Origin of the sequence: Paenibacillus sp. E222, assembly GCF_013401555.1 — a bacterium.
In the GTDB taxonomy this organism is placed as follows: domain Bacteria; phylum Bacillota; class Bacilli; order Paenibacillales; family Paenibacillaceae; genus Paenibacillus.
The window spans coordinates 7,172,327-7,195,809 of the sequence record NZ_CP058552.1 but is presented as its reverse complement, the minus strand read 5'-3'; the positions used below and the strand labels follow the sequence as shown (position 1 = coordinate 7,195,809).

Genomic DNA, 23,483 nt, shown 5'->3' with positions numbered 1-23,483 from the left:
GGCTGTGCTCTTTTTTATCTTTTTAACGGGGCCATATTTCAAGGATAAACAGGATTAGAATAACTCTGGACGCCAGCATGTATGGTGATTTTCGTATGGGCTGACGCGCAGACCATATTCCCCAGGAACTCATAAGCGCGATACTCCCCCAGAACATCCACAAGGGAATGCCTTCGGACGTAAAAGGAAAGGAGAGCGAGGGTAACCTTGTGTTTCCAACCCCAAGCAGAACAGTGGTCATATAGACGAACACAAGGAAAAGTAACTCAAAAAGCAGAGTTTGCAGCCAGAAATAATAGATGTGCAGCACTCGAAGCAGAATGACTGTGACCAGGATAAACAGGATACCAACGGATGAGAATGTTGCAGTGGTCCATCCAATGAGTGAAGTAGTTAGAGCATCTGTTTCCTGATAAAAGGTGTACATTGTCAATGCATACATAACGGGGCCAGCCATATAACTGGTAACAGCGATCCACAGATAGAACCAGAGCTTTTTTTTCATAATTGTATCCATCCTTTATTGTAATTAGGGTTAGAAAGGCTGCTATATCATATAAACAGCATCAGGAATGGATTTGTTGGGTTATCCGACAGAAGTCTCTGCAAGAAATCGACGTTTAACCGCCGTGAGAGCAACAACAAATAGACGTAATCCATACGGACAACCGACAGCGCGACCGATTTAAACATGTAAGATTGTATTATCGGATCAGTAGCAAGTGGCCTATCCCGATAAGCACATACGCTAATGTACGGTCCAGCCAAGGGTCGTTTTTTTATGCGGTGATTGCACACTTGCTCTGATCGGGTACTAAAGGGAGAACGAACATAACATTATTAAGTTGAATTTTATTTTTACACCAAAACGGAGAGTGCAGAACCAATCTGAAGAAGCGAAGTTGAAAGCTTTCTGCAAGAAAGCTACTTCGTAAGCATACTCTCGCCTTTAGCACCGGATTTTACCCTTGAACTAAGGGATCAAGAAAATCTGGGGATAAGAGCGATCGGAAGATGGTACTGCAATCGCAGTGACAAGGTGTAACATCTCTAGTTCAACTTATCTAACAGGAGGTTTTCGGATATGAAAACAGTATTGTATGTTCCACTGGATGATCGTCCAGCGAATCTGGATGACGTCGTTGTACAAGGAAAAGCAGCCGGTATCCACATCATTACACCGCACCTGGGTGACATTCAAAATCGTCTGGATTCCGAGAAAACGGTTGAAGGGTCTACGTTGCTTGGGACGTCTACGCCTACGTATGGGAAACCGTCCAACATTCATGATTTCATTTTGAAAAATGCCGCCAAAGTCGATGGATTCATCATCTCTTCGGATATGCTGGCTTATGGGGGGCTGATTGGCAGTCGTCAGCTTCGTGAAGATGGAGGCGGCATATATCCTGATTATGATCAGGACACCACACGTTTGCTTGATGTGATCAAAACCATTAAAGGGAAATATCCACGTAAACCGGTGTTTGTGATGGATACCATTATGCGACTCGCTACCACCTCTTTTGCAGATGGTCTCACATTGGATGCCTACAACGAATCACGTGCACTGATGCAGCAGCAGCGCCAGTCCTTTACGGAATTCGAGGATATTGTGAACGGGTATAACCTTTCTCCAGAGTCTACGGAATATGGGGAAACGACGTATTTTAATAAAGAACAGTACTACAACACCAGACAACATAAATTCAAAACGAATCTGTACATTCTGGATAAGCTTGCTCGCAAAGGATATATTGACTTCCTCGCTGTAGGCGTCGACGATGCGAATACGCAAGGCGTTCAGATTAACGAGATCAATTATGTGGAAGCACGAATCAATGAATGGCTCGGTGGGACGGATGGACAAAATCCCGATCGGGCGATCATCCTTCCAGATGCGGATGGCCTGGGTCACGCTCTGGTGGCACGTATGGCGAACCAACTGCTTCGTGGTGGGAAGAAGACGCGTTATGCAGTGAAATATTTTGGCCCTCATGGTTCCACGATTATCAATGCCTATGAATATATGAATGTGCATGAAAATGTGGTGCGTCATGTGGATATTGTTGGTGGTGTGGTTGTAGCGGATTCCGCTTATCCAAAATCTGATGTGGTAACGGATACAACTTCCGATGTGGAAAATGGAAATGAATTAACGAATGCTGCATCTGCCCTTGAAGCTTCTTCGTTTGATATGGCGTCTGAGCTGGATCGCATGACGAATCGTCATCCAGGCAAACCGGGTAAAAAACAGGTGGACATTGAGATTATTGCCATTACAGCGCTGGATCAGGTGCAGGCGGCAGTGGCGCAATTGACGAGTAATAGTGAGAAGGGGCTGCCTTCGGTGTTGATTGATTTTGTAGGAAAAGGTCCGGCCAACGTCGATGTAGCCGAAGCACTCCTGAACAGTCCGTATACGGGTCGGGTTCTGGGTTACAGTGCATGGAATACGCCGGGGAACAAAATCGGTATGGCTGTGGGTATGGGACAATCCCGTTATGCTCTGATTACAACAGAAACACATGCCCACGGGTTGCGAGATGCCATGAATGCACAGGGGTCATTGTTGTTCAAACGTTTCCTGAAAGATTACTACTATAAAGCAGTAGCGATTGCAGATATTCGTACGTATTCCAGAGCGCATGCGCTGTATACCAATGTGGCGACCCTTGCGGATCAGAATATGGTGTTGTTTAACTCGGAAGAAGATTATGCTCATCTGCAAACTTTACTCAGAGATCTGATGCAGACCCATACAGCAACGTTGGCAGGAAAACCAGCCTTTGCCCAAGGGGACGTAGCGATCAAACAAATCTGTAATGGCAAAGCAAACTATGCGGAGTATTGCAGTGCACTCCTGGAATATGCGAACCCTGATTTCATCTGGGGACGTGCGTTTGAGATTACGTTGAATCCGAAGGTTACGCTGAAATAAGGTACTGATGGAATGAGACGCGCTGAGTCGTCTTTTTTCCATCCCAGATACACCCTTATTCGCACCGAAGTCGTACGAATCACCATCTGCGCTAGGGATGAAAGGGTGTAAGATTGTATTATCGGATCAATAGCAAAGGACACACACCGAAAGCACATACGCTAATGTACAGATCGGCCACAAGGGGCCGGTCTTTTTGTTGCGGTGAATGGTGTCCAGCTTTGGCGCCGGTATATTTAGAGCTGAGTTAAAGGGGGAATTTGCTGCTGCAGCATTGTCGCTGCACAATGCGGGCAGATCGCACACTTGCAGCTGAAGGAGGTGAAATGAATGTGTCTATGAGTAGTGGGGTAAACAACACGGCCAGCACAGGGCAAGTGAGCAACGTCATCAGGCAAACGATTAAGCAGAAGCTGGAGGCTCTTGTCCCGGCATGGAATGGCCGAGTACAGGATATTCCTGCACCGGGAGAGGTATTAGCCGGACCTTGTGCCGTAATTGCTTTTGCAGAAGAAGTACCGAAGTCTGCTTGGGCGGGGTATAGGAGGATCATCAAAATCTCTCCCTATGCACGCCCCGAAGATGGAGGGGCTGAACAAGTGGAAGCATGGTCAGCAGCGCTGATGGAAGGACTGCATCAGGTCAGGCTGGAGGATGAAGAAGGCAGGGCATTTACCTGTATTTATCTGGGTTCCTCGGATTGTGATCGTGTGGATGCCAGTTCTGGACTGGTTACGCGCAGCCTGCGATTTGGGGTGTATGTTCCGGAAACGGTGGAATACACTCAGGCTGGAGCAACAGATTCGTGGATGGCTGCACTTCAGGGCTGGACACGAACCCAGCTCGGGCAGGAATGGTCCATATATGGGGATGTCTGGCCTGGTGGTTATAAGGCCAAGTCCATCCTGTGGCGATTGACGGGATGCAGCACAACCACCACAGGGACTTCTGCGCTGGAGATTCGTAAGCAATGGATTGGGCATGTACTGGCTGCGAATGTAGCAGATGTCCGTCAAACGGTCACACATCTGGTTGAACAACTGGCTGTGCAGCCCCGTATTGCTTTGACGGATACAGACGGTACGCGATATGTGACGCTGGATGAAGTTTCTGCCGACTTGCAGGCAGACGCCTATTTGAACGGACAGATTCGTCTGACGCTGCAGCAGCGTATTCGCCGTCCGGGTACGGATGTGCCATTGATCCGCGAGATTCACCATAGCAAAGGGATAGAGTAAGTGCTAGTCGAGAGGGACTCTAGATGGGGTTCCAGATGAGAAATTCAATATCATACGTTAGCTTCAAATTTATAGGTTCATAGGTTCATAGGTTCGTAGGTTCATAGGGACAAAAATTCATAGGTCAAAATTATAGTCCAAAGATCAGGTTCAACGAATTCAGTAGTCAAACAATGAGGTGAGATGGTTATGGCAAGCTCAGTGAAAAAAAACAAACAGGCTGCCACGCAATATACGCGGGCCGAGCTGATGAATCATGCAGAAGCCCTATTTGCCGTTAAGGCAGAGGTGCTGCATGGTGCGCTGTACGAAGCAGCGCAAGTGACGTTTTCCATTGAGGAAGCGAAGGAACGCATCAACCAATTTATGAAAGCGAAGGTGAAGGGATAATGGCAGGCGGAACTTGGGAGCAAACGAATCGTCCGGTACTTCCGGGCTTATATATGAATTTTCAGGCGGCAGCGTCATCGGCCATTCAGGCTGGTAATCGCGGGACGGTTGTTGTGCCGATAAAGGCCAACTGGGGTCCGGTAGGTACTTTTGTAGAAATTGGCAGTGAAGCTGCAATTGATCGTATTTTCTCGGCGCATGCCCTGGATAACGGGACAGCTTATACGTCCTTGAAGCTCGCCCTGCTAGGCGGACCGAAAAAACTGCTCGCTTATCGGGTAGCCGGGGAAACGGCGAAAGCAGCGACGCTTACGCTGAAAGACAGTAGTGATGCAGCCGTGCTGCAACTGGACGCCAAGTATCCGGGTGATAAAGGTAACGGCTTCTACGTCACCATTCAGCCGGGAGTAATTGATAATACAAAGCATGAAGTGCGCTTGTTTGAAGGCAACCGGATGCTGTATGCACTGCTGACTGCGGATATTTCGGCAGCGTCGCTGGCGAAAGAGATCAATGCGGATGAAAGCAACATTTGGATTAACGCTCAGGCGATTGGCGATGGTACAGGTGTCGTTGCAACCGTTGCGGGAGCGGCGTTCAAAGGTGGTGCAAGTGGCAACGATGGACTGACCAATGCGGAGTATATTGCCGTGCAGGGCGCGCTGGAAGGTGAGCAATTCGACGTATTGGCACTGGATCATGCGGCGGATGCGCCTTTGCTGGCGAGCTTTGCAGCATGGGTGAAACGTGTGCGCAGTGAGGGTAAACCTGTGATGGCTGTATTCGGCGGTTCTACGGCGGATGACACCTCTGCTACAGCAGCACAGAAGGCGGCGGCACGTTCACTCACGTTGAACCATGAGGGTGTAATCAATGTGGGTACGGGTGTGCGTCTGGGAGATGCGTTCTACAGCTCGGCGGAAACGTCTGCTTACGTCGCGGGTCTGATTGCCGGACAACGTCTGAATGAATCCACCACATACGCACCTTCTCCGTTCGATGACGTGACGCGTCGCTGGACTCGTGCAGAACAGGAGCAGGCGGTACAGAATGGCGTATTTATTTTCTTCCATGATGGACGTCAGGTAAAGGCGCTTCGCGGAGTGAATACACTCGTGACCCCTGCTGCAGGACAGAATAATGCATGGAAAAAAATCCGTTCTATTCGTGTGATGGATGCGATTAATACAGATTTGCAGCGCTCTGCTGAAGATACGTATATCGGCAAAGTAAACAATACGGAAGAGGGCCGTCAGGCGCTAATCGGTGCGATGAAAGCCTATCTGGCGCTGCTCGCACAGAGCAATGTCATTGAAGCTGAGGGATACGATGTCGTTCTCGATCCAGCGTATTATGGTGCTGCACCCATTCTCAAGCCAGAGGCAGATCAGGTATTTCTGCAATGGAATGTGAAGCTGACGGATGTCATGGAGCAGTTGTTTGGAACGTTTTACGTGCAATAAGGTTGTGTAGAAGGAAACTGTCTTTTAAAAGAGACGCCGATTCGTTGAATGGATGGTTTATACGATATTTTATAATCTCAAGGAGGAATTGTCATGTTGGATGCGTCAAGAGTCATTCTCGGTACCCATGGTCAGCTGCATATCGATGGTGTGTGGCAGACGAATATTAATAAGCTGGAGGCCAGCGTTGAAATTGAGAAGCGTGAGCTGAATCTGGTCGGCAACGACTGGAAAGTACACAAGAATGGTGCGAAAAAAGGAACAGGTACGATGACAGGTTACAAAGTCACTTCGGACATGATCCAGCGCGGCTTCACCAAGTTCCAAATTATCTCGAAGCTGGACGATCCAGAATCCTACGGACATGAGAGTGTCCTGTTGAAAGGTTGCATGGTGGACAAAATCCAACTTGCTAACTGGACAGCGGGTGAGGAAGTACCGGAGGAAACAAGTTTTACATTTGAAGGATTTGAATTGTTGAACCCGATTGTAGCGAACTAAGGATGGAATGACTTCGAACTTCTAAAAGACCTCGTAATGAAGCTTGTCTGATCAGGCGTATGTGCAACGAGACTTACAGAAATGGGAACACATGTAGGCCGAGAAATTCTCGGTCTCTTTGTTGTCCCAGCATATGGAGATGTTTTAACCCAATTGTGAAATGAGAAGGAGATCGCACCCCATGAGTATGAACGAGAATATGTCTGAAGAACAAATTTTGGATCAGTTGTTTGAAGCAGCAGAACGTCTGCCCGAAGAGAATGTACGCATTCAACGTTTGGATCTGTTGCTGACCCTGCGTGGATTGACGTCCTCCAAAGTGGATCAGATCCGCGAACGCTGTACGATTCGCAAGACGGTCAAAGGCCGCACCGAGGAAAAGGTGGATACCGAAACATTTAACGCCCTGCTGATCTCCGAAGCGACGGTGAAAATGAATGTACGCGGACTCGAACTGTCCGGTTGGGGAGACAACCGCATCACGGGTCGCATGAAGCTGTCCGGTGGGGAACAAGCGGTTCGCCGTATGCTGCTAGCAGGTGAACTGGATGCCGTAGGCGACAAGGTGCTGGAGCTGTCCGGCTTCGGTGTGGAGATTGAAGACCTAAAAAACTGATTCACTCCGGCGGGATGACTACGTTCTTATATCACATGTGGGTTCGTCATCATCTACGGCCCGGAGAATTTTGGTCTTTGCCACGCGGGGAGCGTTCGCTGTTGATTGCGTTCTCGGAAGAGGAAATGGCAGCGATAACCTCGCAAATGAATCGATAACTAAATCGGACAGGGGGTGAAAGAAATGGCAGAAATGATTGTGGGTTTGTCCAAATCCAATGCGGAAATGCGGACGACTATCCGGTATCTGGATCAGATCCAGCGTTCTACGGAACGACTGGGCAGAGTTCGCTATCAGAGTCTAATCAAGGTGAACAATGAGCTGAGAACAACCGGGCGCAGGCTGGAGAGTGTTTATAGCACGGCTGTGCGAATCAGCAGGCTGCGAATTACACCGACGATTGGGTTGATTGATAAGCTCAGTCCAGCATTGGATCGCGCTTTGGTAAAACTGAACAGTTTCCGAAATCAGATGGTGAAAGCATCAGGAACGGTATCTGTTGAGGTGAAGCAAAAGGTTGAAGTGGCGATGGGGAAAATGAACCCGGTGAGTGGGCCTTCTATGTCAGTTGTGATTGGGAGTAATAATACAACTATAAATAATGCAGCTAAAGAAGAAGATAAAAAGTGGTGGGAAAAAGCACTAGAATACACCAGCACTGGTTTAGATATTCTTAATAATGCTACTGATTTAGGTAAAAAGTTTAAAGAGTGGCGGTCTGATCGGAAATCTAAAAAGGATAAGGCTTCTAATCCCAGTAAGAGTACAGAAGTGGCGGAAGGTAAGATAGGTAAGAATCAAACTCGAAACAGTTCAAGAACAGGTAGTGACACATCAAGCAAACCGCCTGTCCGGAAAGTATCTGGTGGACGAGGGGGACGAAGGTTTGCTTCCAGAGCAGCTACTCCAACTCCTGCACCAACGCCAAGTGTGTCCCGAATTGATACAGACACATCTGAGCGTGCCTTTCAGGAAGCTAAAAAAATGGACAGAAACCGAAGAATTAGTGGTGGCAAAAAGTCAAATTTAGTATCAGGCTTGATGTCCAGTTCACCCATGGCGATGTCCAATCTCTTCTCGGGGGATGGCATGTTGGGCAAATGGGGTGGCGGTCTTGCGAAAGGTGCCGGTAAATTGATTCGTCCCATCAGTATGTTGGCAGATGTGGCGAATATAGCAACCGCTCCTCCCGAGGAGCGAGGCCGAGCGGTTGGTTCCATGATTGGCGGCACAGCAGGTACAGCGATTGGTAGCGCCATCGGTAGTGTTCTTTTGCCTGGCATCGGAACATGGGTTGGTGGTGCAGTAGGCGGTTGGGCTGGCAGTGCAGCAGGGGGATGGATTGGGGACAAATCCAAGGATATTGGAAAATTTATGTCCAACGCTACCGAGGGTGTGGGTAACGCATTGTCGGGTGCAGCGGATTACATCTCTGAGAAAACGAAAAACATCACCGATGGCATATCCAGTTTCTTCGGTTTTGGCTCGAAGAAGGAGGACAAGACCGTATCGGCGGCAACGGTCGCTTCAACGTCGCAAATAGCAACAGGTCCGCAGATGCCACCTGCCTATATTCCACCGGCACTGACAATGACGGGTCCAGAAGCATATATGAACAATAAGGTCGGCCAGTCTACATCTGCTGGTTTCATGGGAACAAGCGTGATGCAGTCCCAAGCCATGGGTCTAGGTAACGGAGCGCAAACTGCTGGAAAGGCCAATGGCAAATCATCCACGATGACGGTACAAATATCCGAAGACCAGATGAGCAGTCTGTCCGGTTACCTGAAGGATTTTAAAACCGAGACGACCAACCAGATTACCGTCAACGTACCACAAGGTGCTGTGCAGGTGACTGTCCGGGAGAACGCCATCGACTACGATGCCATCTCACATCAGGTTGGAATGAGATTTGCAGGCGAAGTGCGCCGTGCGATGGAAAATCGCAAAACCATTATGGCCTAAGCAGAAAGGAGGCCTGTCATGACTGTATTTGAAGATAACGTGGAAGGTGTCAAAATGGAATTTACCCTGATCGACGGGAAAACGAAGTTTCAATTTCCGGTGAAACCGGAAGAACTGACGATCTCCCGATCCAAGGGATACGAAACGATTAATATGTTGGAGTATGGTGAGTTTGATTTTGCGCAGGGGGAGAAGGTGAAGGAGATCACCTTCTCTTCTTTTTTTCCCAAAGAATATGATGCGTCCTATTGCATGTACGAGCCTTTGCCTGATCCGCTTGTAGCGATGAATATGCTGAATACGTTTCTGGTATCGAAAAAACCGCTTCGCTTCATCATTACCAACACGGGGGTGAACGTGCCCGTGTATCTGATCTCCCACAATACCACCTTCCGAGGCGGTGAGAGCGGGGATATTTACTTTGACATTACGCTGCGAACGTGGCGGGATTCCAAAGTGGAGAAGGTTGGCGGTACAACATCTGCGAGCAAGTCAGGTTCTCGTACGGATCTGAAAACGAGCAGCAAGACCTACACCGTCAAATCTGGGGATTCCCTGTCCAAAATAGCAAAGCTTGAGCTGGGCAGCAGTTCCAAATGGAACGAGATTTATAAGCTCAATGTGAAGACCATCGGCAGTGATCCGAACCGGATCAAGCCCGGACAAAAGCTGGTGATGCCATGACCTACAAGGTCATTGTCGACGACAAATATGACATCACGAAGCTGGTGGAGACGATTACGCTGAAGGATTCGCTCGACCAGATTGCATATCAGGCCAACATCCGGCTGGCGGTGTCTGCGTCTTCGGGTCTGCCTGCGATCTCACCGGGTATGGCGGTGCGGATCAGCGGGATTCCTTTTGGCGAAAAATCAATGGTCCACTTGCTGCACCCTGCGGTCATCTGGGAAGTGGAAAGCTCCAACAGCGGCACCAAGCGACTGTCCCTGACCGTCTACGACCGGATGATTTATCTGGAAAAATCAGAGGACGAGTTCCTGCTGCCGAAAGACCAAACTGCCACGCAGCGACTCAAAACGTATGCCAAGGAATGGAAAACTCCATACGCCGCGCTGCCGGATACCAAAACAAAGCTGAGCAAAGCGGTGTATCGGTCGCAGACGATTTTTTCGATGATGTTTGCCGATCTGAAGGAAACGGTGAAATCCGGTGGGGATATGTATCATCCGCGGATGACGCCCGGCGGGTTGCAGTTATTCAAGGTTGGCAGCAATGCGAAGGTGCACGAGCTGGATCGACTGATTGATCTGACCCAGATGCGTACGCTCGAAGGTGCGGTCACCAAAGTTAAAGTGATGGCGGCCTCGGAGTCCAGCAGCGGCAAAGAGGTTCCCTCCAAAGTGCTGGCGATTGAGCAGGAGGGTGTAGCCGAACTGGGCACGCTGCAAAAGCTCATCGAGGACGATCAGGTCAAAACAGCGGCGGCCGCTAAAAAGCTGGCGAAAAGCCGTCTGACGGGTATTCAGGAGACCTTTACCGTAACCGCACCGGATGTGAATACGATTCGTGCCGGAGACGCGGTGCTGCTCAAAGGGCTGAAACTGATCGTAATGTCGGTTAGCCGTGATCTGTCCGCTGGACCTGGAACGATGACGTTGGAGCTGGGTACTGTCGAGATGGTGAAAAGGAGGGTTTACCTTGAATAAAGATGATCCGTATGGGCATTTTGCCGAGGTCATGCGGGGGGCGATGAGCACACAAACCCGTCAGGCTGTGAGTGGCCTTGGCGCGGTGTTGGGTACGATGACTTCATCCGGCGTAAAGCTGGATGATTTCAAGCACGAAGTGCAGGACTATCTCGTGGCCGAGTTACCGGGCACGCTTGGGTTGCCGGAGCGCGAGGCTGCTGGCGCGATTTCCGGTATACCTGACGTGGCAAACGGCGGAACGACCGGCACGGGAAGGTTTCTTTTGCAAGAAGAGGAAGTGGAAGAAGCAGTGTGGTCTCTTGGTAAAGGATTGAAAGCTGGAGACCGTGTGCTGGCGATGCGGGTGAATGGCGGTAACGACATTGTGGTGCTGTGTAAGGTGGTGAGTGCGCATGCCTAGTTTGTTCCCGGAAACGGGTGTGGTATGGGGAGACGAGGAAGATCTGTCGGGGGCGGCTTCGGAAGAGGTGAGATTTGGACGGAGCTGGCGATTCGATTACGATGCGGGGGATTTTGTGCTGACTCCAAGTGGCAAAGTTGCTGCGGCGGGTGCGCATGAAGCCTGGGTGCAATGGTGCATTAAGGCCGTGAAAACGCCGCGGTACAGACATGTGATTTACTCCCGAAACTATGGATCGGAGCTGGATGAGTTGGTTGGTCAGGGTGACAGCCGGGGCGTGATGGAAAGTGAGATAACCCGGATGGTTACGGAGACGCTGCTGGCTGATCCGCGTACGGATGCGGTGGACCAGTTTACGTTCGATTGGAATCGGGAGCAGTGCATGTTCTCGTGTCGGGTGGCGAGTGTGCAGGAAGAGATGTTTATTCTGGAAAGTGAGGTGATCTGACGGGATGGCTGAGATTCCGCGTTATTTGGAGGACCAGACGGAGGAACAGATTATGCAGCGTATGCTGGATCGTCTGCCCGCGGATCTGGATAAGTCGGAGGGTTCGTTCTTGTGGGATGCGGAGGCTCCGGTTGCGTTTATGCTGTCTGAGGCGGCTTTGTGGGCGAAGGAATTACTGCGGCGCGGGTTTGCAAGTACGGCTGCGAGCAGTGATCCGAATTTTCGTTCGGAAGAGCTGGATCTGCGGGCGGGAGAGCATGGCCTTACGCGGCGGACTGCGGTGGCGGCACAAGGTTCGGTGAGGTTCGTAGGTGCGCCGGGGAAAGTGGTGCCTGCGGGAACGGTCGTGGCTACGCTCGCGGATGAAGTATCTGCTGAAGCTTCGCTCGAATATGAAACGGTGGGGCGTTTGGAACTGGATGCAGAGGGCTCCGGGGTGGTAGGCGTGCGAGCGCTTGTTGCCGGAAAAGAAAGTAATGTGCCTGCGGGCACGGTAACTGTGCTGTCTACACCTGTAAGTGGCGTAACTTCTGTCACGAACATTGATGTGATTAAAGGCGGTGCAGATATTGAGGCCGATACGGCGCTGCTGGAACGTTTTTATGCCAAAGTCCGCAACCAAGGAACGAGCGGCAACAAATCGCAATATGTGCAATGGGCCAGTGAAGTACCAGGTGTAGGTGCAACGCGTGTGATTCCGTTATGGCAGGGGCCAGGCACGGTGGGATTGTATTTGCTGGATACGGATAAACGTGCCGCGGGTAGCGATCTGGTAGCGGCGGTGCAGAAGTACGTAGACCCAACGCAGGATGGACAGGGGGAAGGCGTTGCGCCTGCTGGCCCGGTGGTGACTGTCATGCCCGCAGAGGAAGTGCCGATGAACATTAAGGTGAAGCTGACGCTGGCAAGTGATGCGACGTTGGCAGATGTACGGGCGTTGATCGAACGCGGAGTGATCGCATATTTGAAACAGTTGGCTTTTGCCGATCCGCTTGTGCGTTACACCCGTATTGCCGCGATTCTGCTTGATATTCCGCCGATTATCGACTATTCGGAGCTTACCGTAAATGGTGTGAGCGACCAAAATATCGAGATGACCGCGAGTCAGGTGGCCGTACTGGGGGCGGTGGATGTGCATGAGTAGTGTTGGGCAGATGGTGAGAGCGAAGTGCGGATGTGGAGGGAGCGGTAGTGTGGGACATCGGGAATGTTCTGACTATGCGGTATCTGGTTCAGCTGGAAATGAAGAGGAGTGCTTGGGTCGTGTGGTACGCCGCTCGGGAGCGCAGCTATTGAGTGAAGCTGTCTACGTTGATGCGAAAGGAAAGGAGGATGCCGGTCATGAGTGCACCTTCTGCTGTACATGTTGGACTGACGAGTGAAAAAGGGCGGGAGCTGTTCTCGTATTTGCCGAGCTATTATGAGACTTCACGTGTGATGCAGGCGGATATGCAGTCCAAAGGAACCGAGATGGATCAGCTTTATCAGGCGCTGGATGAGACGTTGGATCAGTTTTTTGTCCGCACGGCAACGTGGGGATTGGATTTCTGGGAGCAGGAGCTTGGCATTGAGACGGATCGTCTCAAACCTGTGGATCAGCGGCGTGCGGTGGTCGAAGCGAAGCTGCGTGGTGCCGGAAAGTTTTCAGGGAGATTGGTTGCGAACGTGGCTGAGGCTTACGCCGGGGGCAAGGTGGATGTAAAGTTTCAACCGGAAGCGTGGAGCTTTACGGTGAGATTTGTGGACACGATGGGCATTCCGCCCAATATTGACGATCTCAAACGCGCAATTGATGAATTGAAACCGGCCCATATGGCCGTGGAATATAAATATCGTTATCTGGTCTGGGATGATCTGGACGACAAACAGATGACATGGGACGAACTCGATACCGCGTCCTTGACGTGGAATGAACTGGAGGTGTGGGCGTAATGCCAAAAGAAACAGATCGACTGAAATTGCCTCTTCCCTTGGGGAACGAGAACGTTACCCGTGAGAGTATTAATGGGGTTTTTGAAAAGATTGATGCAGGAGTTGCGACGAAGGCCGAGCTGGATACGCTTCGTGAAGCGGTGAGCAAGATGGATATTCCCGATGCGTCTTTGACTCAAAAAGGGAAGGTGCAATTGTCAAGCAAGACGGATGGTACATCCGAGACGGTGGCAGCGACGGAGAAGGCGGTTAGGGATGCGAGTGTTGCGGCTATAAGTGTAGCGACTACGGATGCAACAACAAAAGCTAATGCGGCGGTAGCGTCTATTATCAGCTTGGATTCGTCTAATCTTGTTCAAAATTCGTCCGCAAATTTAGGGTTTTACGGGTGGAGTGACTATGGGTCAGCTCCATGGTCAGTGACCGCTGGTACTAACTTTAGAACGCTGAAGTATTTTCAAGTGACAGGAGCTGTGGCGGCTAATTCTTATGCAGTTCTTGATTCCAACGTAATCAATGTCATCGCTGGGACATATAACTTACAAGCAATGTTTTATACATTAGGAATGACAACGGGAGTTTTGTTTATTGAAGTTAAAAATGCCAGTGATGATATAACAATCAATTCTCTTGTCGCCGACTCTAATTCCAATTGGCATCGGAAGTCGAAAACAGTAACTATTCCTTCCGGTGTAACATCGGTAAAACTTCGTCTAGTTGTAGCGGGTGGAGCATCTGGGGTTCCCGGGAGTGTTAAAGCTATTTCAAGGATTAAATTTTCAGCGGGTGCGGTGGATGTGCCGTACACTGCAGAAGCTGATGACCTTGCATTGTTCGAAAAAGGGCAGGCGGAATTGAGATGGGGTTCAATTAATGATGCAAGCGAGGCAACAATCTTTTTTAAAGGAACATCACCGAGCAACAATACAACCAACAAAGTGGTTTACACTGTCCCTACAGCTAAGAAGATTGTTATTAAATCAATAGTTATTTGTAATCCACAAACAATTGACGTTACTTTTTCAATAAAAATCGGCAATGTTTGGTTTGCATATGAACACGCGATAAAAACGAATGACACTATTATTTTTCCTGTTGCCGACCAGGTTTTGCATGAAGGGCGTACAATCGAACTTTCTGGTACTGGGCCGTCATTAAACTATAGAATATCTGGGGAATTGATGAACAACACAACTCTTTATAAGTCGGACGTGTCTAGGGCGGGTATGGCAACATCAAGCACAGCTTTTTACCCGACCGGGACGCGTGTTATCCTGAAATCAATTGCCTTCTGCAACCCTACAGCAAATGAAGCTGCCATAACTGTTCTTGTGGGCGGCGTCCATATCATTTCCGGCAAAAAAATAAAACCTTATGACACTGTAATCGTTCCGTTTGCAAACGTTATAAAGGAGTCTAACGAAGGTATATCAGGACTCAGCACAGTCGCAGGTGTTACTTACCACCTGAACGCGGAGGTGATTTGATGTCTAAAATTGATGCTTACTCATTGGATAATTACGCGATTGACGGTCCAGTTGTGCCGGAAAACTTCTTCATAAAGCCCGCCGTTTGGTCGGGGGTATCCACTACACTGAATTTCACTTATTCAGACGGTAGTCAATCCCTTGCTATCCAATACTTTACTTGTGACTTTAGCGACCTTAAACTTTCCAAACCTCCAAGAATGATTTTTATAATTAGAAACTTGGATAACATTATTTACACCCGGAATTTTATAACGAGCTACTTGGAAGGGATGAAATACAACGGTATTCAAATATTTGCAACCAATTATACAGGGGCTTCATTAAGGATATCCCCTAACGCATATGTGACTGCATCGGGATGTAGGCTCGCGGGTTCGAATGACAGTTACGGATTTACCGCAACGCCAGAAGCGTATGCGTATATTATTCCATAAATGATCAGACAGAGAGATGGAAAAATGAGTATAGGAGACATGTTGTAACCCTTACTACGCTTTATAATCAAAGGGAATCTAGAAAAAGGTGTGACATTGTGGGTAGATACCGGCTAAACCGTATACTTATTGTGATGGTACATAGTGAAAAAAACGTAAACACTATAAGTATAAATGTTGGATAACAGGAAGTTGCTAACGGGTTCAGTAGGGTAAATAATTCATTCCGCGAGGATAATATCTATGAAATAAGACCATATGAGAAACGCTTCATCTTGAGAAGTAGCTTGTTGTCATGGAGTGAGAAAGTTCGAAACCTTTTTTGAGGGAGGTGAAACCATGGAACGATGGGACACCCTATGGAAATGGCTCCTCGCCTTAATAACCAGCTCAGCAACCTATTTCTTCGGAGGCTGGTCAGGGGTACTAGGCGTACTGCTCGTATTCGTCATTCTCGACTACCTTACCGGCATCGCGGCAGCGGGAATGAGCGGCAGGTTAGAGAGTAATGTCGGGATGTTTGGCATCGCCCGAAAGGTATTTATTTTTGCAATGGTATCGGTGGCTCATCTGGTGGACGGTGTTCTGGGAGACGGACATTTGTTCAGGGATGCGGTCGCCTTTTTTTATATCGCAAATGAGTTGTTGTCCATTATTGAAAATGGGGGCAAGCTGGGAGCACCAATTCCACCTGCGATCCGGCAGGCGATTGAAGTGCTCAAGGGTAAGGGAGGAGACGGGGGGATTACCGACAAGTATACTCCTGATTCCAGAGAATCTTTTGTACAGTCAGATGATAAGGATATCGACAAACAGACCAGAGATGAAACGAAGTAAAGAACATTCATTCATTCAAATGTGCCCTTTATTAAGAGAGGGAGAGAAAATATTTGAATCGATAGTCTGATTCATTGGCTACAAGTAGTGAAGGAGACGGAATCGATTCTGAAGAAGCGGTAGCGGTCGCCTTTGTCTCTGAATTTCTAACCTTTAAGAAAATCAATCAAGAAGATTTGGAGACAACAGCGATCGGAAGAACGATCCGTATCTGGAACGGTCACGTACCGACTCGGTATCTTTTCCTTAGTGAGTTAATGGATACCTAGTAGTCTACCAACAGACGACATAGAATATGAAGCCCTTATATAGCCATATGTGACATACACTCTAGCAATCCAAATTCAGCTTTTACCAACATCAGGGACACGCACACAAGCAACCCCTGCCCCCCAAGCATTAACTATATACAAACGGCAATTTGCCGCATAAAGGGTGTGAGAAACATGCAAACGAGAAGCTCGGGCAACACGCAGGGCATTGACGTCTCCCGTTATCAAGGCACGATCGATTGGGCCAAAGTGAAGGCAAGCGGCATGACATTTGTGTTCATCAAAGCCACGGAAGGGCAGACGTATACCGATCCGAACTTTCAGAAAAATGTAACCGGCGCACTGGCGGCAGGCATGCTGGTCGGAACGTACCATTTTTTCCGCGCAACGACTACTGATGGTGCGAAGGCTGAAGCGGCGCATTATGCCAATACACTGCAAAAAGTAGGAGGCGCCAAGGCACTGCAATTACCTCCTGTCATGGACTATGAGAACAACCCTGGTAACCTGAGCAAAGCTCAGATCAACACGGTAGCTAAGGCTTTTTTAACGGAATTGCAACGTCTCAAGGGTGTGAAACCGATCATATACACGGGCAATTCATTTGCCGGGAATTTTGATACATCACTCAGCTCATACGATCTATGGATCGCACGTTACAGCAACACCCGTGTACCAGATGACCAGCCTGCCTGGAAACGTTGGACGTTCTGGCAGTATACGGACTCGGGCAAGGTGAACGGGATCAGCGGCAACGTGGATATTAATGAGTTCCAAGGATCGGCAGCGGAATTGAGAGCAAGATATGCAACAGCAACACCAAAGCCGCCAGAGCCATCCGAACCGACCAATCCCACGAATCCAACCGAACCACCGAAAGGGGGCGAACCGATGACAGCCGAAGAGAAAGCAGCGTTTGATGCGCTGAAATCCCAGGTCGATAAACTGCAGGCGCGCCAGCAGATGGAAGTTCCAGTCTGGGCAAAAGCTGCCGTGGACGCAGCGCTGGCATATGACACCAAAAATCCGCTGTTCAGCATCGATAGTGGGGCGAGTTATGATTTTTACCGTTTTATCACGGTCATGTACCGCAGAGGTTTATTCAAAAAATAAGCTGACATAACTTAAAATATAAGTTAGACCTAGTTTTAAAAGAGAGAACACAACAAGGGACACACGACGCATTTTGTCGAACGGTGTTCCTTTTTTGTGTTTTATGTAAATGATATTAACATATATAATAAAGTTGAAGACTTATGTCCGTAAATCTCTTGTCTAATTGATGAATGTGATGTAAAGTAAGTTACACGAAATCGATTTTCACCACTGTTTATTTATACAATCCTCCTCATCATGACAAGACTTTAACATCAAAAGTTATTGTAATGTCTCCCTGTTGTAAAATCCAGCATCTCTTGATCAATTTCACAACGTATTGAAGTAATCCAATCCAACCTGCTTGAGAAACCACTTAAATGTTCTGTTTACCAAATTTCTGTTCCGGCTAATCGCCATCATTAGACGTTGCCAATTACATTTTAGCCATGACGTTTAACTCGTAGTCAAACCCTAAGCCAAGCCTTTAGCCAAACTGCATACCAAATTCCATACCAAATTCCATACCAAACAACACTACCGTTCTCTCTAAATCAGCCTTATTAAGCCGCCACCAAGTCGATACCATTCTGCTGTTGCTTATTGACCTAAGTTCAATTATCACGCAACGAGCACAGGTAATTCATAACTCGCCACATCATCCGAAAATAACTAACAAAATGTGTACGGTTACATCCCGTTTTACACTTCATATATACGATTTAACATATCCGGATTTACAACACAGGTATCAAAGGCATCTAAAGCCTTTCATATGATACAAGGCACCAAACCGATCGATTGTAATCATTGGAGTTTTTTCACGCCAGTATCACACACATTATGAGACAGGGAAGGGTGTTGTACGTATGCGAATGAGAAAAAAATGGTTATCCGGGGTCATGGCCATGGCTATGAGCACAGTGTTGATTCTATCGGGCTGCTCTAGCACCAGTAACGAGGGTACAGGCAATTCCCCCGCTCCGGCAGAAGGTAGCGAGCCTCCGGCAGAAGTGGCAGCACAGGATACGATGATTATGGGACGCGGTGGAGATTCCGTGGCACTGGACCCGGCAATTGTGACGGATGGGGAGTCGCTGAAGATTGGCCATCAGGTATTCGACTCATTGCTGGACTACAAAGAAGGTGGAACCGAGGTTGTTCCTGGACTGGCTGAGAGCTGGGAGATTTCGGCGGATGGACTCAAGTATGACTTCAAGCTGAAGTCCGGCGTGAAATTCCACGATGGTACCGACTTCAACGCAGACGCTGTGGTGTTCAACTTCAACCGATGGAGTGATCCGGCCAGTGAATATAAATTCGAGGGAGATTCCTTCGACTATTATGACTCCATGTTTGGTCCGGAAGACGGACGTGTGATTAAGGAAGTGAAGGCGATTGACGAGACAACGGTCGAGTTCACCCTGAACCAGCCACAAGCGCCTTTCCTGCAAAACATTGCGATGACGCCATTTGGTATTGCAAGTCCAACTGCGATTCAGGAGAAAAAGGAAAATTTCAAGAGCGAGCCCGTAGGCACAGGCCCATTTGTATTCAAAGAGTGGAAGCGGAACGACTCCATCACCCTGGAGAAGAATCCGAATTATTGGAAAGAGGGACTGCCGAAGCTAAACAAAGTGATTGTGCGCTCCATTCCGGATAACACGGCTCGCTTCAATGCGCTGCAAAACGGCGAGATTGATATCATGGAAGACTTGAACCCTGACGATCTGTCCATCCTTGAGGGGAATAGCGAGCTGCAAAAAATCGAGCGTCCACCATTTAACGTGTCATACATTGGTTTCAACTTTAAGAAAAAACCGTTTGATAACGTGAAAGTAAGACAAGCCCTCAACCATGCGGTAAACAAACAGGGCATTATTGATGCTTTTTTTGCGGGACAAGCGCAGCCAGCGGTGAACCCGATGCCGCCAACACTGTGGGGGTATAACGACAGTATTGAGGACTATGCTTATGATCTGGAAAAAGCAAAAGCATTGCTTGCCGAAGCCGGCTACCCTGACGGATTGCCTGATCCGGTAACATTCTATGCCATGCCAGTATCCCGGCCGTATATGCCTGACGGCAAGAAGGTTGCCGAAGCGATCCAGGCCGATTTTGAGAAAATCGGAGTGACCGTCAACATTGAATCACCAGAGTGGGCAACGTATCTGGATGATGCCAAAGCCGGGGAGAAAGACGATATTTACATGCTCGGCTGGACCGGTGATAACGGTGACCCGGATAACTTCCTGTACACGCTGCTCGATAAGGATGCAATCCCGGGCAACAACCGCAGCTTCTACGTAAACGAAGAACTGCATACGTTGCTGACGAGTGCGCAGAAAGAAACGGATCAGGACAAACGTGCGGAACTGTACAAGCAAGCGCAAGTGATTATTAAGCAAGATGCTCCATGGATTCCACTGGTGCACACCACGCCTATTCTGGCAGGTAAAGCGAACCTGAAGGATTTCGTACCGTCCCCATTAGGCACGGAATCCTATGCCAATGCCTACTTTGAATAACTTATATACGAGCTGACTTAGTATTAACAGGATTCATTAGTTACAAAGCGCTGGCGTATACGCAATGCTTGGCAGAACCCACATCAGGATGTAACGATCTAAAGCATGCATGTCTGCCAGCGCTTTTTATACGTTAAAGGCAGGTGAATGAGGAGTGAACAGTTACATCGTCAAACGTATACTCGTGTTACTGCCCGTACTGCTGGGCATGACCCTGATCGTCTTTTCCATTATCCATGCCATTCCGGGTGATCCGGCCGAGACCATACTCGGGCAAAAGGCAACCGAACAATCCAAGCAAGCTCTGCGTGACCAGCTCGGACTGGACAAACCCTGGTTTCAACAATATTTTGCTTATCTGGGCGATCTGTTTAAGGGAGATCTGGGCACATCCATCCGCACCAAGGTTCCCATTGCCCAGGAAATTGTGCCCTATCTGACAGCGACCCTCGAATTAACGATGGCGAGTATGCTGTTTGCGATCATTATTGGCGTGAATGCCGGGATTGTCAGTGCGTGGAAACATAACTCGTGGTTCGATTACTGCTGTATGGTCATAGCATTGGTGGGTGTATCGATGCCAATCTTCTGGCTTGGGCTGATGGAGCAGTGGCTGTTTGCGAATAAACTGCACTGGTTGCCGTCCATCGGCAGGATGAATGCACGTGATCCGGTTGAAGCCATTACGGGCTTGTATGTGCTCGATACGATGATTGCCGGACGTTGGGATCAGCTGTGGACGGTTACGAAACATTTGCTGCTGCCAAGTATCGCGCTCGGCACGATTCCGATGGCGGTTATTGCCCGGATGACGCGTTCCAGTATGCTCGAAGTAATGAGTTCGGACTATATCCGAACCGCGAAGGCAAAGGGACTCGGCCCGTTTTTCGTCGTATATGGACATGCGTTGAAAAATGCGTTTATTCCCGTGCTCACCGTCATCGGCATACAGACCGGATCTTTGCTGGGGGGAGCCGTGCTGACGGAAACGATCTTTGCTTGGCCCGGTGTCGGTCGCTATATATATGAAGCAATTAGTTCGCGCGACTATCCGGTGATCCAGAGCGGCATCCTGATTGTGGCCTTCTTCTTCGTAGTGATTAATCTGATTGTAGACTTACTGTACGCCGTATTCGATCCTCGCATTAGTTATAAATGAGTATGAACAGAAGGGAGACGCCGCATGGCCAAATTATCGACCAATACGGGAGCTTCCATTGACGCCGCGTCGGCACCTGCATCGGGTCCGTGGCGGGAAGCCTGGAGAACGTTTCGGAAAAATCGGCTTGCGCTGGCAGGCTTGATTATTATCGTTTTTTTCATCCTGCTGGCCTTTGCTGCCCCGTATATTGCCCCGTATGATTACAAAGAGCAGGTGCTTACGGATCGTCTGCAGGCCCCTTCGGCAGAGCATTGGTTTGGTACCGATGATCTGGGGCGTGACGTATTTTCCAGAGTGCTGCATGGAGCGCGCATTTCATTGTGGGTGGGTTTCTTTTCTGTTATTGGCTCTATTATTGCGGGCGCATTGCTCGGTCTGATTGCAGGATATTATGGAAAATGGGCTGATATGCTCATCTCGCGTTTGTTCGATATCCTGCTCGCTTTCCCTGCTATCCTGTTGGCAATCGCCATTGTGGCGATTCTCGGCCCGTCTTTGCAAAATGCACTACTCGCGATAGCGATCGTGAACATCCCGACCTACGGACGACTGGTGCGTTCAAGGGTACTTAGCTTGAGACAGGAGGAATTCATTACGTCAGCGCGTACGCTGGGGGCTGGCAATATGCGAATTCTGTTCCGGCACATCTTGCCCAATAGTCTCACCCCGCTCATCGTACAAGGCACACTGGGGATTGGAACAGCGATTATTGAAGCGGCTGCACTTGGATTCCTCGGCATGGGTGCCCAACCACCTGACCCGGAATGGGGCAAAATGCTGTCGGATTCCCGCCAGTTTCTGCAAAAAGCGCCGTGGACGCTTATTTTCCCCGGACTTTCCATCATGTTCACCGTGCTTGGTTTCAACTTGCTCGGGGACGGTTTGCGCGATACCCTTGATCCAAAGATGGCCAAAAAGTAGAGGTTTGCATCTCCAACCGTACCCTGCAACCGTAACCGTAACCTAAATGTATAACCGACCTCTGTAACTCTAACTTTTGCTGTAACGCAGCTTGAACGCCAACGCTAAATGTAAGTGTAATTTGTAGCTGTAATCCAACTTCTGTTCCAAATCTAACGAACTTAGGAAGCCTTATTCTGCGATTTACTGCCCATCTCCCAGTCTAACGACTTTCAAACACGCTATTTTACGAAAAACCTGCGGAAAGTCTCCAAAGGTCAACTAAAGGTAAGAAATAGCGTGTCTACGATTTGTTAGAATATGAAAACATCTTAAAGGGACCAATTAACGTCAGTGAGGTTCCTTAGCGTGGGCTTGCCATTATCAACCGCCCCTAAGTTAGTCAACCAGTGCGCCTGTTGCTACACAGCAAGGTGGATGACCCTTCAAAATACATTAGAGGGGAACGATGTGATACTAGCTACTCTTCCAACATACTTATTACAATCTGTCTCCAAGCCGGTTCGAACTTTGGTTCGAGGCGGCTTTTGTGTTGCATGATGTATTGAGCTAAAATGGTTAGAGATGTGCAAAACTTGAAGTGTTATTCGATGATTTTGTTAAAATAACCGCCATCGTATTGACACCCAATTTTCCCATATGTTATATAAAAGGAAGGGTTTAGCACTCCGATCATCAGAGTGCTAACAAATGATGTTTTTACTGCACGACTACATATGGAATGATTGTGTTTTTGAATATGGATTAAGTTAACTTTGAATAGGACATGAGAGTGGAATGAGCCAGAAAAAGCCTGGTACGCGAAAGAATGATCAATAGATTTTCAATTGATTAAAATCTCAATGTTTAAAATCAGTTGGTGAATGGTTCGGCAATAGTGAAGGGGACGAAATCGATTCTGTAGAAGCGAAGCGTTCGCCTTTATCCCCTAATTTCTCCCTTTTTAAAAGGAGATCAAGGAAATTAGGGGATAACAGCGATCGAAAGAACGATTCGTAACCGGAACGGCTAGACCGCACAAAATCATGCGCTTATTTTAAATGAGGAATAGAGTGAATCAAAAAAATCTAGGGATCAAAGCGATTGAAGGCTTTTCTAGTAACGTAACATTCTGCATGGGAGTATTCAAAGGTTTACTTTCTATATTTAACCCAATCATTCTATCCCCAATTTGAAAGGAGAC

The 23,483-nt window shown here is 48.5% G+C and carries 23 protein-coding genes; 22 read left to right on the top strand and 1 reads right to left on the bottom strand.

Annotated elements, in window-relative coordinates:
* Nucleotides 1–22 precede the first annotated feature (22 nt).
* Entirely contained in the window at nt 23–505 is a 483-nt protein-coding gene (locus HW560_RS32155) for a hypothetical protein (RefSeq protein ID WP_090894157.1), read from the bottom strand.
* A 579-nt stretch (nt 506–1,084) separates the two neighbouring features.
* Here HW560_RS32155 and HW560_RS32150 point away from each other — a divergent pair.
* The 22 genes from HW560_RS32150 to nikC all read left to right on the top strand — a co-directional run bounded on the left by HW560_RS32150 (nt 1,085) and on the right by nikC (nt 22,300).
* Complete coding sequence (locus HW560_RS32150) at nt 1,085–2,938, top strand: DUF4127 family protein (protein ID WP_179265582.1); 1,854 nt, start codon at nt 1,085–1,087, stop codon at nt 2,936–2,938.
* Nucleotides 2,939–3,270: 332 nt separating this feature from the next.
* Nucleotides 3,271–4,176 (top strand): hypothetical protein, encoded by a 906-nt coding sequence (locus HW560_RS32145; protein ID WP_179265581.1) that lies wholly within the window; start codon nt 3,271–3,273, stop codon nt 4,174–4,176.
* Between the two features lie 189 nt (nt 4,177–4,365).
* The gene (locus HW560_RS32140) at nt 4,366–4,566 is read left to right on the top strand and encodes a YqzN/YkzM domain-containing protein (RefSeq protein WP_090894166.1); all 201 of its coding nucleotides are present in this window, start codon (nt 4,366–4,368) and stop codon (nt 4,564–4,566) included.
* A complete protein-coding gene (locus HW560_RS32135) occupies nt 4,566–6,029 on the top strand; it encodes a phage tail sheath family protein (protein ID WP_179265580.1) in 1,464 nt (487 codons plus the stop codon). Before HW560_RS32140 ends, HW560_RS32135 begins: the two co-directional genes overlap by 1 nt.
* Before the next feature lie 93 nt (nt 6,030–6,122).
* Nucleotides 6,123–6,530 (top strand): phage tail tube protein, encoded by a 408-nt coding sequence (locus HW560_RS32130; RefSeq protein ID WP_076291454.1) that lies wholly within the window; start codon nt 6,123–6,125, stop codon nt 6,528–6,530.
* Between the two features lie 181 nt (nt 6,531–6,711).
* Entirely contained in the window at nt 6,712–7,146 is a 435-nt protein-coding gene (locus HW560_RS32125) for a phage tail assembly chaperone (protein WP_053783415.1), read from the top strand.
* Between the two features lie 183 nt (nt 7,147–7,329).
* On the top strand, nt 7,330–9,111 hold the full coding sequence (locus tag HW560_RS32120; protein WP_179265579.1) for a hypothetical protein: 1,782 nt from the start codon (nt 7,330–7,332) through the stop codon (nt 9,109–9,111).
* A 54-nt stretch (nt 9,112–9,165) separates the two neighbouring features.
* On the top strand, nt 9,166–9,795 hold the full coding sequence (locus HW560_RS32115; RefSeq protein ID WP_179265968.1) for a LysM peptidoglycan-binding domain-containing protein: 630 nt from the start codon (nt 9,166–9,168) through the stop codon (nt 9,793–9,795).
* The gene (locus HW560_RS32110) at nt 9,792–10,778 is read left to right on the top strand and encodes an XkdQ/YqbQ family protein (RefSeq protein WP_179265578.1); all 987 of its coding nucleotides are present in this window, start codon (nt 9,792–9,794) and stop codon (nt 10,776–10,778) included. The genes HW560_RS32115 and HW560_RS32110 overlap by 4 nt, the downstream gene beginning before the upstream one ends.
* Nucleotides 10,771–11,181 (top strand): hypothetical protein, encoded by a 411-nt coding sequence (locus HW560_RS32105; RefSeq protein ID WP_179265577.1) that lies wholly within the window; start codon nt 10,771–10,773, stop codon nt 11,179–11,181. The genes HW560_RS32110 and HW560_RS32105 overlap by 8 nt, the downstream gene beginning before the upstream one ends.
* Nucleotides 11,174–11,629, top strand: coding sequence for a DUF2634 domain-containing protein (locus HW560_RS32100; protein WP_179265576.1), 456 nt, complete (start codon nt 11,174–11,176; stop codon nt 11,627–11,629). Before HW560_RS32105 ends, HW560_RS32100 begins: the two co-directional genes overlap by 8 nt.
* A 4-nt stretch (nt 11,630–11,633) precedes the next feature.
* Complete coding sequence (locus HW560_RS32095) at nt 11,634–12,773, top strand: baseplate J/gp47 family protein (RefSeq protein ID WP_179265575.1); 1,140 nt, start codon at nt 11,634–11,636, stop codon at nt 12,771–12,773.
* Nucleotides 12,766–13,011 carry a hypothetical protein gene (locus HW560_RS32090; protein WP_179265574.1) on the top strand — a complete coding sequence of 82 codons (246 nt, stop codon included), beginning with the start codon at nt 12,766–12,768 and terminating at the stop codon, nt 13,009–13,011. The genes HW560_RS32095 and HW560_RS32090 overlap by 8 nt, the downstream gene beginning before the upstream one ends.
* Entirely contained in the window at nt 12,971–13,561 is a 591-nt protein-coding gene (locus tag HW560_RS32085) for a YmfQ family protein (RefSeq protein ID WP_179265573.1), read from the top strand. Before HW560_RS32090 ends, HW560_RS32085 begins: the two co-directional genes overlap by 41 nt.
* On the top strand, nt 13,561–15,048 hold the full coding sequence (locus HW560_RS32080; RefSeq protein WP_179265572.1) for a tail fiber protein: 1,488 nt from the start codon (nt 13,561–13,563) through the stop codon (nt 15,046–15,048). The genes HW560_RS32085 and HW560_RS32080 overlap by 1 nt, the downstream gene beginning before the upstream one ends.
* The gene (locus HW560_RS32075) at nt 15,048–15,485 is read left to right on the top strand and encodes a hypothetical protein (RefSeq protein WP_179265571.1); all 438 of its coding nucleotides are present in this window, start codon (nt 15,048–15,050) and stop codon (nt 15,483–15,485) included. Before HW560_RS32080 ends, HW560_RS32075 begins: the two co-directional genes overlap by 1 nt.
* Before the next feature lie 339 nt (nt 15,486–15,824).
* Nucleotides 15,825–16,322, top strand: coding sequence for a phage holin family protein (locus HW560_RS32070; protein ID WP_179265570.1), 498 nt, complete (start codon nt 15,825–15,827; stop codon nt 16,320–16,322).
* 74 nt (nt 16,323–16,396) lie between these two features.
* Nucleotides 16,397–16,591: a hypothetical protein gene (locus HW560_RS32065; RefSeq protein ID WP_179265569.1), complete on the top strand. Its 195-nt coding sequence runs from the start codon at nt 16,397–16,399 to the stop codon at nt 16,589–16,591.
* A 177-nt stretch (nt 16,592–16,768) separates the two neighbouring features.
* Nucleotides 16,769–17,707 (top strand): glycoside hydrolase family 25 protein, encoded by a 939-nt coding sequence (locus HW560_RS32060; RefSeq protein WP_179265568.1) that lies wholly within the window; start codon nt 16,769–16,771, stop codon nt 17,705–17,707.
* Between the two features lie 851 nt (nt 17,708–18,558).
* Complete coding sequence (locus HW560_RS32055) at nt 18,559–20,217, top strand: ABC transporter substrate-binding protein (protein ID WP_373564970.1); 1,659 nt, start codon at nt 18,559–18,561, stop codon at nt 20,215–20,217.
* Between the two features lie 154 nt (nt 20,218–20,371).
* Nucleotides 20,372–21,376, top strand: coding sequence for an ABC transporter permease (locus tag HW560_RS32050; RefSeq protein WP_090894193.1), 1,005 nt, complete (start codon nt 20,372–20,374; stop codon nt 21,374–21,376).
* Nucleotides 21,377–21,400: 24 nt separating this feature from the next.
* Complete coding sequence (gene nikC / locus HW560_RS32045) at nt 21,401–22,300, top strand: nickel transporter permease (protein WP_090998627.1); 900 nt, start codon at nt 21,401–21,403, stop codon at nt 22,298–22,300.
* The last annotated feature ends 1,183 nt before the right edge of the window (nt 22,301–23,483 follow it).

Bases quoted from the DNA above. Each gene is read 5' to 3' on its own strand.
- HW560_RS32085 (WP_179265573.1), top strand. From the start codon at position 12,971: ATGAGTGCACCTTCTGCTGTACATGTTGGACTGACGAGTGAAAAAGGG.
- HW560_RS32140 (WP_090894166.1), top strand. From the start codon at position 4,366: ATGGCAAGCTCAGTGAAAAAAAACAAACAGGCTGCCACGCAATATACG.
- HW560_RS32150 (WP_179265582.1), top strand. From the start codon at position 1,085: ATGAAAACAGTATTGTATGTTCCACTGGATGATCGTCCAGCGAATCTG.
- HW560_RS32075 (WP_179265571.1), top strand. From the start codon at position 15,048: ATGTCTAAAATTGATGCTTACTCATTGGATAATTACGCGATTGACGGT.
- HW560_RS32135 (WP_179265580.1), top strand. From the start codon at position 4,566: ATGGCAGGCGGAACTTGGGAGCAAACGAATCGTCCGGTACTTCCGGGC.
- HW560_RS32070 (WP_179265570.1), top strand. From the start codon at position 15,825: ATGGAACGATGGGACACCCTATGGAAATGGCTCCTCGCCTTAATAACC.
- HW560_RS32125 (WP_053783415.1), top strand. From the start codon at position 6,712: ATGAGTATGAACGAGAATATGTCTGAAGAACAAATTTTGGATCAGTTG.
- HW560_RS32120 (WP_179265579.1), top strand. From the start codon at position 7,330: ATGGCAGAAATGATTGTGGGTTTGTCCAAATCCAATGCGGAAATGCGG.
- HW560_RS32115 (WP_179265968.1), top strand. From the start codon at position 9,166: ATGGAATTTACCCTGATCGACGGGAAAACGAAGTTTCAATTTCCGGTG.
- HW560_RS32110 (WP_179265578.1), top strand. From the start codon at position 9,792: ATGACCTACAAGGTCATTGTCGACGACAAATATGACATCACGAAGCTG.
- HW560_RS32100 (WP_179265576.1), top strand. From the start codon at position 11,174: ATGCCTAGTTTGTTCCCGGAAACGGGTGTGGTATGGGGAGACGAGGAA.
- HW560_RS32130 (WP_076291454.1), top strand. From the start codon at position 6,123: ATGTTGGATGCGTCAAGAGTCATTCTCGGTACCCATGGTCAGCTGCAT.
- nikC (WP_090998627.1), top strand. From the start codon at position 21,401: ATGGCCAAATTATCGACCAATACGGGAGCTTCCATTGACGCCGCGTCG.
- HW560_RS32080 (WP_179265572.1), top strand. From the start codon at position 13,561: ATGCCAAAAGAAACAGATCGACTGAAATTGCCTCTTCCCTTGGGGAAC.
- HW560_RS32060 (WP_179265568.1), top strand. From the start codon at position 16,769: ATGCAAACGAGAAGCTCGGGCAACACGCAGGGCATTGACGTCTCCCGT.
- HW560_RS32095 (WP_179265575.1), top strand. From the start codon at position 11,634: ATGGCTGAGATTCCGCGTTATTTGGAGGACCAGACGGAGGAACAGATT.
- HW560_RS32155 (WP_090894157.1), bottom strand. From the start codon at position 505: ATGAAAAAAAAGCTCTGGTTCTATCTGTGGATCGCTGTTACCAGTTAT.
- HW560_RS32055 (WP_373564970.1), top strand. From the start codon at position 18,559: ATGCGAATGAGAAAAAAATGGTTATCCGGGGTCATGGCCATGGCTATG.
- HW560_RS32090 (WP_179265574.1), top strand. From the start codon at position 12,766: ATGAGTAGTGTTGGGCAGATGGTGAGAGCGAAGTGCGGATGTGGAGGG.